Annotated in this window: 9 protein-coding genes and 1 pseudogene; 6 read left to right on the forward strand and 4 right to left on the reverse strand. The window is 74.0% G+C overall.

The window, feature by feature from the left end:
- Positions 1 to 113: 113 nt before the first annotated feature.
- A complete protein-coding gene (locus tag ACIQUQ_RS18950) occupies positions 114 to 548 on the reverse strand; it encodes an Hsp20/alpha crystallin family protein (protein ID WP_403977067.1) in 435 nt (144 codons plus the stop codon).
- A gap of 192 nt (positions 549 to 740) precedes the next feature.
- The gene (locus ACIQUQ_RS18955; RefSeq protein WP_403977069.1) at positions 741 to 1,019 is read right to left on the reverse strand and encodes a hypothetical protein; all 279 of its coding nucleotides are present in this window, start codon (positions 1,017 to 1,019) and stop codon (positions 741 to 743) included.
- Between the two features lie 217 nt (positions 1,020 to 1,236).
- Between ACIQUQ_RS18955 and ACIQUQ_RS18960 the strand changes: the two are divergent.
- Positions 1,237 to 1,411: pseudogene (locus ACIQUQ_RS18960) on the forward strand (helix-turn-helix domain-containing protein); the annotation flags it as partial.
- 24 nt (positions 1,412 to 1,435) lie between these two features.
- Here ACIQUQ_RS18960 and ACIQUQ_RS18965 read toward each other — a convergent pair.
- On the reverse strand, positions 1,436 to 2,401 hold the full coding sequence (locus ACIQUQ_RS18965; protein WP_403977071.1) for a pirin family protein: 966 nt from the start codon (positions 2,399 to 2,401) through the stop codon (positions 1,436 to 1,438).
- A gap of 146 nt (positions 2,402 to 2,547) precedes the next feature.
- On the opposite strand from ACIQUQ_RS18965, the gene ACIQUQ_RS18970 reads away from it, so the two are divergent.
- The 5 genes from ACIQUQ_RS18970 (at position 2,548) to ACIQUQ_RS18990 (ending at position 9,313) form a co-directional block, all read left to right on the forward strand.
- Complete coding sequence (locus ACIQUQ_RS18970; RefSeq protein WP_403977073.1) at positions 2,548 to 2,904, forward strand: tetratricopeptide repeat protein; 357 nt, start codon at positions 2,548 to 2,550, stop codon at positions 2,902 to 2,904.
- 220 nt (positions 2,905 to 3,124) lie between these two features.
- The gene (locus tag ACIQUQ_RS18975) at positions 3,125 to 4,324 is read left to right on the forward strand and encodes a methyltransferase (protein ID WP_403977075.1); all 1,200 of its coding nucleotides are present in this window, start codon (positions 3,125 to 3,127) and stop codon (positions 4,322 to 4,324) included.
- A 103-nt stretch (positions 4,325 to 4,427) separates the two neighbouring features.
- Positions 4,428 to 6,179, forward strand: coding sequence for a SpoIIE family protein phosphatase (locus tag ACIQUQ_RS18980; protein ID WP_403977077.1), 1,752 nt, complete (start codon positions 4,428 to 4,430; stop codon positions 6,177 to 6,179).
- A gap of 44 nt (positions 6,180 to 6,223) precedes the next feature.
- The gene (locus tag ACIQUQ_RS18985; RefSeq protein WP_403977079.1) at positions 6,224 to 8,167 is read left to right on the forward strand and encodes a beta-galactosidase family protein; all 1,944 of its coding nucleotides are present in this window, start codon (positions 6,224 to 6,226) and stop codon (positions 8,165 to 8,167) included.
- A gap of 282 nt (positions 8,168 to 8,449) precedes the next feature.
- On the forward strand, positions 8,450 to 9,313 hold the full coding sequence (locus tag ACIQUQ_RS18990) for an alpha/beta hydrolase (protein WP_403977081.1): 864 nt from the start codon (positions 8,450 to 8,452) through the stop codon (positions 9,311 to 9,313).
- A gap of 122 nt (positions 9,314 to 9,435) precedes the next feature.
- Here ACIQUQ_RS18990 and ACIQUQ_RS18995 read toward each other — a convergent pair whose 3' ends face one another.
- A complete protein-coding gene (locus ACIQUQ_RS18995) occupies positions 9,436 to 10,353 on the reverse strand; it encodes an NADP-dependent oxidoreductase (protein WP_403977410.1) in 918 nt (305 codons plus the stop codon).
- Positions 10,354 to 10,555 lie beyond the last annotated feature (202 nt).

Below are 10,555 nucleotides of genomic sequence, written 5' to 3' on the forward strand. Positions count from 1 at the left end.
GGGTGACCGAAGAGGAGGCCGTAGCCGGGCGGGAGCCGGAAGGGGAAGGGTGCGGAGGACGGGGTGCCGGAGGGGGATCGGGTTCCCGTCCTCCGCCGCCGGTGCCGGCCGGGTCAGCCGGAGATCTGCTTGCGGCCGGACTCGCCGCCGATGGCTACCTTCCGCGGCTTGGCGCGCTCGGCGATCGGGATCCGCAGGGTCAGGACACCCGCGTCGTAGTCGGCCTCGATGTGCTCGGTGTCGAGGGTGTCGGCCAGCATGACCTGGCGGGAGAAGACACCCAGGGGCCGCTCGGAGAGTTCCATCTGCACGCCGTCGGACTTCCCCGTGGGCCGGCGCTCGGCCTTCACCGTGAGCATGTTGCGCTCGACGTCGATGTCGATCGCGTCGGTGCTCACGCCGGGGAGGTCGAAGGCGATCACGTACGCGTGGCCGTCGCGGTAGGCGTCCATCGGCATCACGGACGGCTTCGACCACGTGCCCGACGTCCCCGAGAGCTGCTGGACGATCCGGTCCATCTCGCGGAACGGGTCGGTGCGCATCAACATCGCGAAACACCTCCAGTCGGTTCAGGCAGGAAGTGCCAATGCGCTTCAACGTGCTTCCGTTTTAACATGTCATCGAAACGATGACAAGCAGGCAGTCATCTGGAGGATGACGGACCACGGAGACTGCCATGACCGCGGCCGCAAAGCCGGCCGCACCCGTCACCTTCCGGGGAGTCGCCAGCCGCCTCCAGATCACCGCCAGGTCCTCGTCGTAGGGGTCGCGGCCGGCCTGGGCGTGCAGGAGTGTGCGACCAGGTTGTCGGCGCTTTCCCAGTCGCCCCAGAACTGGCGGGAGCGGGGGTCCAGGAACATGAACCGGCCGTGGTTGGGGGTGGCGCCCCCGGCAGCTTCGATCATGGGGGCGTACAGGGCAGGGCCGAGGCTGTTGGCGGCCAGCACGTCACCGCGGCCGTTCAGGACGAACGCCGGGCAGGTCAGGGACTCCAGGAGACGCTGCAGGTTCGGCCGCACCGAGGCGGCGGCCGCCCGGCGTCGACGTCCCGGACCGGCGGTGCGGGCAAGGCGCTGGGACGGCTACAACTACTTCTCCGAGCACCCCGAGCAGCTGGTCGAGTGGTTCGACAAGCACGTGAACCGACCCCGTGCAGCAGTCACGTGCCCCCCGGGGGGCAGACGGCTTGGCCGAGGTCGGCTGCGGCGCCCAGCCCCTGCATCACCGCAGGCCTTCGTGTCCCACCCCAACGCCCGGCTGACCGTCCACGGCATACGGCTCCTCATCGACCGAGTCCGAGCCGGCCGGCCGTCGCCCACGTGGCCGCCGACGAGATGGGCATCTCCCGCGCTACAGCCCCAAGTGGGTCCGCCGCTGGAAACCCGAAGGCGACGCCGGCCTGCACCTCCGGCCCGGGGCAGCATGAAATGACAGGTCAGCGCACTCTTCCCCGAGGCTTCAGGTGAGTTGGCGGCAGTTCGGGGGACGGAATCGGAGGGCCGTCGTAGCCCTTCACCTCGCCGAAGCGGGTGCCGGTCATCCACGCCTCGCGGGCCTCGGCGATCTCCTCGTGGGAGCGGCCGATCCAGTTCCAGAACATGACGATCTCCTCCTCGAACGGCTCGCCGCCCAGCAGCATCACCGAGGCGTCCGACGCGGCGCGCAGGGGGAGTTCGGTGCGGCCGCAGCCGAGGTAGAGCATCGAGCCGGGGAGCACCGGGACGCCGTCGACGTACGCCTCGCCGGACATGGCGAGGACCGCGTACTCGAAGTCCGGTTCCAGGGGGAGGCGGGTCTCGGTGCCGGAGACCAGGCTGAGGTCCGCGCCGAGCAGCGGGCTGTACGTGGTGCCGGGCGAGGTGGCGCCGTCGAGGGTGCCCAGGATGACCGTGGCGTCGACGCCGGGGGCGGTGACGTGCGGGAGTTCGGCGTGGTGCTGGAAGTGCGGCTCCACGTGGCGGTGCTCGTCGGGCAGGGCGACCCACAGCTGGGCGCCCTCCAGGAAGCGGGCGTGGGAGCGGGGGCTCTCCTCGGAGTGGCTGATCGCGCGGCCGGAGGTCATCAGGCCGAGCTCGCGGGGGCGCACGGTCTGGAGGCTGCCGACGCTGTCGCGGTGCAGCACCTCGCCCTGGTGGAGCCAGCTGACGGTCTGGAGGCCCATGTGGGGGTGCGGCGGGACCTGCATGCCGGGCTCGTCGGCGATGTCGTCGGGGCCGTAGTGGTCGACGAAGCACCAGGCGCCCACCATCCGGCGCCCGAGGTTCGGGAGCAGTCTGCGCACCTCGGTGGATTCGCCCAGCCTGACCTGGCGCGGGGTGAGGAGTTCGCGTACGGGTTCGGCGACGACGAAGCCGCGGCCGCCGCACACGGAGAGCGTTGCCTGGCGATCGAGATTGCTCATGTCCACAACCTAGTCCCGTGGGGGCGGGGCGCGGCCCCGTACCGCGCCGGACGCTCGCCCTATGTAGTGGAATGTTAAACCTTCTCTGGGTGTTGAGGCGATGCAGGACCAGAGGAACGCGAGCGCGAGAGAGGACGAGCGGCGAGATGACCGAGCGTGCGGAGCACTACTACGACCACGGCACGGCGGCCGAGCGCTGGGCGCGGGCCGGGCTGTTCTTCGACGCGAAGGAGTACGCCACGGCCGCGCGGGTACTGGAGCCGCTGACCGCGGAGGCGCCCGGGCAGCTCGCGCCGCGGCTGCTGCTGGCCCGCGCCTACTACCACTCGGCGCAGCTGCGGCGGGCCGAGACGGAGCTGCGGGCCATCCTGGAGCGCTGGCCGGTGGAGGACTACGCCCAGCTGATGCTGGGGCGGACGCTGGAGCGGCAGGGCCGCCGGGCCGAGGCGGCACCGTACCTGCGGCTGGCGGCCGCGATGTCCGGCGACTTCGGCGAGGAGTGAGCCCCGGCGGGTAGGAGGTGCGGCGCGCCGGGGCCGGCGGGAGGCGGGGAGTGCCGGGTGGGCGGGTCGGCATGCGGGGGGGGGTGGGGCCGGGCGGCGGCATAACGCCGCTCCGCGCGCGGCGCTCCCCGCCGGCCGCCCGGTCGGCACGCCCGTCCGCGCGCGGGCCCCGGGCCGTGCGGCGGCCGGGGCGGGGCGGCTCGGCTAGCCTGGGGCCACGATGACTGGCACCACTGAGAACCGCTTGACGACGTCCTGGGGCGACTACGGACTCGCCCGCTTCCCCGAGGACCCCCGCGACCAGCTGCGCGCCTGGGACGCCTCCGACGAGTACCTGCTGAGGCACCTGGTCGGCGGCACCGGGGAGGTGCCGGCCGTTGACGTGTCACAGTGCAATGTCACCGTGTTCGGTGACCGCTGGGGCGCCCTGGCCACCGCCCTTGCCGGGCGCGCCGCCTCCCTCACCCAGATCACCGACTCGTACCTGGGCCGCCGGGCCACCGAGGCGAACCTCGCCCGGGCCGGCGTGGCCGAGGACGGCGTACGCCTGCTCACCACCCAGGACGAGCCGCCGGCCCGCATCGACGTGCTGCTCGTACGGGTCCCGAAGAGCCTGGCGCTGCTGGAGGACCAGCTCTGCCGCCTGGCGCCCTCCCTGCACGCGGGCAGCGTCGTGGTCGGCACCGGCATGGTCAAGGAGATCCACACCTCCACCCTGGACCTCTTCGAACGGATCATCGGCCCGACCCGCACCTCCCTGGCGGAGAAGAAGGCCCGGCTGATCTTCGCCACGCCCGAGCCGCGCGAGAAGCCCGAGCCCAGCCCCTGGCCGCTGGTCTACACCCTGGGACCGGAGGCCGGCGCGGGCCCGGCCGAGGGCCTCACCGTCACCAACCACGCCGGCGTCTTCTGCGCCGACCGCCTCGACATCGGCACCCGCTTCCTGCTGGCCCACCTGCCGCCGTGGCGGGGCCCCGGCACCATCGTGGACCTCGGCTGCGGCAACGGCGTGGTCGGCACCGCCCTCGCCAAGGGCAGCCCCGAGGCCGACGTGATCTTCACCGACGAGTCGTACCAGGCGGTCGCCTCCGCGGAGGCCACGTACCGGGAGAACATCGGCCCCGGCGCACTCGGCATCCCCCGGTTCCTGGTGGGCGACGGCATCGCCGACCTGCCGGCGAACTCGGTGGACGCGGTGCTCAACAACCCGCCGTTCCACTCCCACCAGTCGCTCACCGACGCCACCGCCTGGCGGATGTTCTCGGGGTCCCAACGCGCCCTGCGCAAGGGCGGCGAGCTCTGGGTCATCGGCAACCGCCACCTCGGCTACCACCTGAAGCTGCGCCGCCTCTTCGGCAACTGCGAGCTGGTGGCCAGCGACGCCAAGTTCGTGGTGCTCCGCGCGGTCAAGACCCGCTGACCGGCCGGACCGGCCGCCCCGCCCCGCATGCCGTCGGCCGCCCCGTGGCCGACCATGGGGACCGAGGGCGGTCGGCGCCCCCGGTCGGCGAGGAGGCAGGCGGATGTGCGCGGAGGGCCCCGACCCGGCGTTCCCGGGGCCGTACCTCTTCTCGGCGGACGCCGAGGCGGTGATCGCCGCGGCCGGGCGGACCCTGGCCCGTGAGTACCGCCTGCTGCGCCAGATCCTGCACGGCACCCTGGCCGGGGTGGCCGTGCTCGACACCGAGCTGCGCTACCTCTACGTCAACCCCCACATGGCCGTGATGACCGGCATCCCCGCCGAGGAACACCTGGGGCACACGCTCGCCGAGCTGCTGCCGGCCGTCCGGCGGCCCGACGAGGCCCTGCACGACGTGCTGCGGGACGGGCAGCCCCGTGAGGTGGTCGGCACGGGCAGCACCCTGGCCGACTCGCCCCACGAGAGCAGGGTGTGGCGTGTGACGTACCACCGCCTGGAGGAGGACGGCGAGGTCCTCGGCCTGGTGGGCATCGGCCTGGAGATCAGTGCCTCCCGCGAGCACCAGCGCGCCCTGGAGCGGGCCCACGAGCGGCTGATCCTGCTCGACACCGCGGCCGTCCGGATCGGCACCACCCTGGACGTCGACACCACCTGCCGCGAGCTGGCCGAGTTCCTCGTCCCCGGCCTGGCCGACGCCGCCAGCGTCGAGCTCCTCATCCCGGAGGAGCCCAACGGCCATCCCCTCCCCCCGCCCGGCATCCTCCGGCTGCGCCGCGCCGCCATGGCCTCCGTCCCCCGGCTCACCGCCCACGTGGCCGCCTTCGGTACCGCGGGCTCGTACGTCGACCTGCAGCCCGGCGCGGCCATCCGGCGCAGCCTGGAGACCGGGCACCCCTGGATGGACAACCTCTCCTCCGACGAGGTGATGAGCAAGGCGGCCCCCAGCGCCGAGCGGGTGGCCGCCTACCGGGCCGCCGGCATCCACTCCTCCCTCGTCGTGCCGCTGCTGGCCCCCGACCACCCCCTGGGCACGCTCACCCTGGTCCGGGCCGGGGCCTCGCCCGTCTTCGGCCCGGAGGACGTGCTGGTGGCGCAGAGCCTGGCCGAGCGCGCCTCGCTCAGCCTGGCCAAGGCCGAGCGGTTCACCCGCGAGCACACGATGGCCCTCGAACTCCAGCGGGCGCTGCTCTCCGAGCCCTCCCTCCCGCACCCCGACCTGGAAGTGGCGGCCCGCTACCTGCCGTCCGGCAACGGCGCGCTGGTGGGCGGCGACTGGTACGACTCGATCGCGCTGCCCGGCTGGCGGACCCTGCTGGTGATGGGCGACGTCATGGGGCACGGGGTGGAGGCGGCGGTGGCGATGAGCCACTACCGGTCGATGATCCGCGCGCTCGCCGTGTCCGGGCACCCGCCGCGCGAGATCCTGCGGTACGCGGACGCGATGGTCGCGCGCTCCGGGTTCGACCGGGTGGCCACCTGCCTGCTGGTCAGCGTGGACACCCGGCAGGGGCTGTGTACGTACGCCAGCGCGGGCCACCTGCCGCCGGTGGTGGTGCGGCCGGAGGAGACGTCGGTGCTGGTGCCGGTGTCTCCGGGGCCGCCCCTCGGGTCGGGCCTGGGCGAGTACACGGAGCTCCGGTACGGGCTGCGGCCCGGGTGCGTGCTGCTGATGTTCACCGACGGGCTGGTCGAGCGGCGCGGGGAGGACATCGACCGCTCGCTCGCCAGGCTGGTCGGGCTGGAGGTGGCCCCCGAGCTGCCCCTGGCGGAGGCGCTCGACCGGGTGCTGGCCCACCTGTCGGCGGCCCGGGCCGAGGACGACATCGCCGTGCTGGCCGCGCGGGTCACAGCGTAGTCAAGGACCGCACCCCGCCCGGGATCCTCGATCAGGATGCCCCCATGACGCCTCCGCCGCACCGGCCGCCCCAGCCGTCCCGCCTCCCCGAGCCCTCCCGGCCCTCCCCCGCGCCCCTCGCGTCCCCCACGCCCCCCACGCCCCTCGCGTCCCCCTCGGCTCCCTCGGCCGAGGGAGCCGACGTCCCCGGGTCCGCCGGCACCGTCGCCGCCGACTCCCGCCGGCTCGATGTGGCAGGTGACATGTTCCGGCGCGGCGGCCGGCCGCACCGCATCGTGTCCGCCGCGATCCACTACTTCCGCGTCCGCCCCGCACTCTGGCGGGACCGGCTGCTGCGGCTGCGGGCGATGGGCGTCAACACCGTCGAGACGTACGTCGCCTGGAACTTCCACCAGCCCGCGCCCGGCCGGGCCGACTTCGACGGGGACCGCGACGTGGCCGCCTTCATCCGGCTCGCCGGCGACCTGGACCTGGACGTGATCGTCCGCCCGGGCCCGTACATCTGCGCCGAGTGGGAGGCCGGCGGGCTGCCCGGCTGGCTGCTCGCCGACCCGTCGGTGCGGCTCCGCCGCCGCAACGGCCCCTACCTGGCCGCCGTCGACGCCTGGTTCGACCTGCTCGTGCCGCGCCTGCTGCCCCTGCTCGCCTCCGCGGGCGGCCCGGTCGTCGCGATGGCCGTCGAGAACGAGTACGGCAGCTACGGCAACGACACCGGCTACCTGGAGCACCTGCGGGACGGCCTGGTCCGGCGGGGCGTGGACTGCCTGCTGTTCACCGCCGACGGCGCGGCGGACGGCTTCCAGCTGGGCGGCACCCTGCCCGGGCTGCTGACCACCGGCACGTTCGGCTCGCGCCCCGACGCCGCCCTCGACTGCCTGCGCCGCCACCAGCCCCGAGGCCCGCTGGTCTGCATGGAGTTCTGGCACGGCTGGTTCGACCACTGGGGCGGCCCGCATCGCACCCGGGACGCCAAGGAGGCCGCCGGCGTGCTCGACCGGCTGCTGACCGCCGGCGCCTCCGTCAACATCTACATGGGCCACGGCGGCACCAACTTCGGCTGGTGGAACGGCGCCAACCACGAGGACGGCCGGTACCGCCCCGACACCACCAGCTACGACTACGACGCCCCGGTCGGCGAGGCCGGTGAACTGACCGAGAAGTTCCACCTGTTCCGCGAGGTGATCGCCCGTCACCTGCCGGTGCCCGGAGACCCGTTGCCCGAGCCGCCCGCCCGGCTGCCCCCGGCGGCCGCCGCCGTCGGCGGGAGCGCCGCGCTGGCCGGGGCGCTGGACGCGCTGGCCGACGTACACCAACGCCTCGAACCCGAGCCGATGGAGGCCTTCGGCCAGAACCTCGGCCTGATCCACTACCGGACCAGGCTGCGCGGGCCGCTCGACGGGGCGGAGCTGCGGGTGGACGGGCTCGCCGACCGGGCACTGGTCTTCCTCGACGGGCATCCGCTCGGCGTGCTGGAGCGGGACCGGCCGGAGGAGGCGCTGCCGGTCACCGTGCCCGAGGGCGGCGCGGTGCTGGAGCTGCTCGTGGAGAACATGGGACGCATCAACTACGGGCCGCTGCTGGCCGACCGCAAGGGGATCACCGGCGGGGTGCGGCTGGACAACCAGTACCAGTTCGGCTGGGAGGTCCGGCCCCTGCCGCTGGCGGACCTGTCCGGCCTGGAGCTCGGTGCGCCCGGCGGGGTGGCGGGGCCGGCCTTCCACCGCCTGGAGCTCGACGTCGTCGCTCCCGCCGACGGGTTCCTCGCGCTGCCCGGCTGGACCAAGGGGGCGGTGTGGCTCAACGGCTTCCACCTGGGCCGGTACTGGGACCGCGGGCCGCAGCGCACGCTGTACGCGCCGGCCCCGCTGTGGCGGGCGGGCGCGAACGAGCTGGTGGTCCTGGAGCTCCACGAGCGGGGCACGCACGTGGAGTTGAGGGACCGGCCTGATCTGGGACCGGCGGAGGCGGCCGACATCCCCGTCTGGTGAGGCGTACGGCCCGGGCGGGACCGCCCGGGCGGGCCGGGGCCCCGATCCAGGGGCCCCGATCCAGGGGCCCGCTCCCGGCAGCCGCACTCCGGCGCCACCTCGCGGCCGCTGCGCTCCCAGGCGCTTCGGCCGCCGCGCTGCTACGATCACCGGCTATGAGTTCCGTCATCCACAACTGGCAGGCCACGCGCACGCGGTCGACGTTCTGACCCGTTGGAGCCGGCCGCGCCGGCACCGGGGTCCGTGTCCACCGTTCGCCTCCGGATGACGAGGATCTTCATCATGCGCGCACACTCGCGCCCCACTTTCGTTCTTGTGCACGGCGGTTCCAGCAACGCGCGGGCCTGGAGCCCGTTGCAGAACGAACTGGCCCTGCTCGGGCACCGTTCGTACGCCGTCGACCTGCCCGGCCACGGTGATCGTGCCGCCGGCCCTGCCGCCTACTACCGGCAGCCCCAGGACAGGGTGGCGCTGGCCACCGCCCCCTCCCCGATGCGTGGGATCACGTTGCGGGACAACGTGGAGCACGTGGTGGACGCCGTGCGCCGGCTCGCCGGACACGGGCCGGTCGTCCTGGTCGCCAACAGCCTGGGCGGCCTGACGGTCAGCGCCGTCGCCAACGCCGTGCCCGACCTGCTCGACCGCGTCGTCTACCTCTCCGCGCTGTGCCTCAGCGCCCCGGCCATGCTCACCGAGCCGTGGGACGTGGCGGACGACGGCCTGCTGGACGCGGCGGCGGCCCGGATCACGGTGCCGGACGTACCGGATCCCGCTGTGGCCCGGCTGAACTGGCGCAGCGCCCACGCCGATCCGGCCCTGTTCGCCCAGCTGAAGACCGCCGTCATGGCCGACGGCACCGACGACCAGTTCCGGGTGCTGCTGGACTCGATGGACCCGGACGAGAACTACTCGGTGCTGGAGCCGGGAGCCCTGGTCCGGGCCGACGGGTGGGGTCGCGTCCCGCACACCTACGTCCGGCTGTCCGAGGACCGCAGCCTCACGCCGGCCGTCCAGGACTACATGATCCGGAAGGCAGACGAGCTGACCCCGGACAACCCGTTCGACGTGCACACCCTGGCCACGTCGCACGTGGGCTACTTCAGCCGGCCGCGGCTCTTCGCGGACCTGTTGACCGGCCTGGTCTAGCTCCACGGGTTTCGGTGTCCCCGCCGCCGGCCGTCCCGGCGGCGGGGACGCGTTCAGGGGGAGCCGTTCAGGTGAGCCGTTCAGGTGAGCCGTTCAGGGGGAGCCGTTCAGGAGGACGCCGTTCAGACCGAGATGACGATCTTCCCGTGGACGTGACCGGTCTGGCTGAGCGCGAACGCGTCGGCCAGCTCCTCCAGGGGGAAGACCTGCGCCACGGGCACGGACAGGCGTCCGCTGTCGGCGAGTTGGCCGAGTGCTTCGAGGTCCTTGCCGACGGGGCGCACCCACATCCACTGACCGCCCTCGGCCAGCACCGCGTGGTCGGCGATGGAGGCGTGCCTCCCGCCGTCGGCGAGCACGGCGCGCGTCACGTCCACCACCCCGCCGACGAAGTCGGCGACCACGGTCACGCCGTCGGGGGCGAGCGCGCGCACCCGGCCGACGAGGCCGTCCCCGTACTCCACGGGCTCGGCGCCGGCCTCGCGGAGCCGGTCGTGGTTGCGGGGCGAGGCCGTGCCGATGACCCGGGCGCCGAGGGCGCGGGCGATCTGCACGCCGAGGAAGCCCACTCCCCCGGCGGCGCCGTGGATCAGCACGGTGTCCTTCCTGCCCACGCCGAGCCGGGTGAGCAGCTGGTACGCGGTGAGCCCGGCCAGCGGCAGGCCGGCCGCCTCGTCCCAGCTCAGCGCGGCGGGCTTGGGCGCGAGGGCGCGGACGGGGACGCTGACGAACTCGGCGAACGTGCCGCCGTGCACGTAGTCCTTCCGCGCGTACGCGATGACCTCGTCGCCCGGCGCGAACTCGGGCACGTCGATGCCGACGCGTTCGACCACCCCGGCCACGTCCCAGCCCGGGACGACGGGGAAGAGGGTGTCCATCGCGCCGTCGAGGCCGCCCGACATCAGTTTCCAGTCGACCGGGTTGACCGCGGCCCGCCGCACCCGGACGAGGACCTCGCCCGGTGCCACCTTGGGCAGCGGACGCTGCGTCAGTTCCAGTACCTCCAGGCCTCCGAAGCGGTCGTAGGTCATGGCGCGCATCGTGTCGGACATGTGGGGCGGCCTTTCCTGGTGCGGGGCGGCGGCGGGCGTCGCACGCCGCCACCCTATGCGCGGGGTGGCGCTTTCGCAGGCCGGCGCTCGGCGGGGGGGGCGGGGGGGGGGGCCGCCCCCCCCCCGCGCCCCCCCCCCCCCCCCCCCCCCCCCCCCCCCCCCCCCCCCCCCCCCCCCCCCCCCCCCCACG

Source organism: Streptomyces sp. NPDC101118, assembly GCF_044759445.1.
GTDB lineage: Bacteria > Actinomycetota > Actinomycetes > Streptomycetales > Streptomycetaceae > Streptomyces.

What these genes read in the sequence shown, in the direction of transcription:
- ACIQUQ_RS18950 (WP_403977067.1), bottom strand. Translation starts at nt 548, where the DNA reads ATGTTGATGCGCACCGACCCGTTCCGCGAGATGGACCGGATCGTCCAG.
- ACIQUQ_RS18965 (WP_403977071.1), bottom strand. Translation starts at nt 2,401, where the DNA reads ATGAGCAATCTCGATCGCCAGGCAACGCTCTCCGTGTGCGGCGGCCGC.
- ACIQUQ_RS18970 (WP_403977073.1), top strand. Translation starts at nt 2,548, where the DNA reads ATGACCGAGCGTGCGGAGCACTACTACGACCACGGCACGGCGGCCGAG.
- ACIQUQ_RS18975 (WP_403977075.1), top strand. Translation starts at nt 3,125, where the DNA reads ATGACTGGCACCACTGAGAACCGCTTGACGACGTCCTGGGGCGACTAC.
- ACIQUQ_RS18980 (WP_403977077.1), top strand. Translation starts at nt 4,428, where the DNA reads ATGTGCGCGGAGGGCCCCGACCCGGCGTTCCCGGGGCCGTACCTCTTC.
- ACIQUQ_RS18985 (WP_403977079.1), top strand. Translation starts at nt 6,224, where the DNA reads ATGACGCCTCCGCCGCACCGGCCGCCCCAGCCGTCCCGCCTCCCCGAG.
- ACIQUQ_RS18990 (WP_403977081.1), top strand. Translation starts at nt 8,450, where the DNA reads ATGCGCGCACACTCGCGCCCCACTTTCGTTCTTGTGCACGGCGGTTCC.
- ACIQUQ_RS18995 (WP_403977410.1), bottom strand. Translation starts at nt 10,353, where the DNA reads ATGCGCGCCATGACCTACGACCGCTTCGGAGGCCTGGAGGTACTGGAA.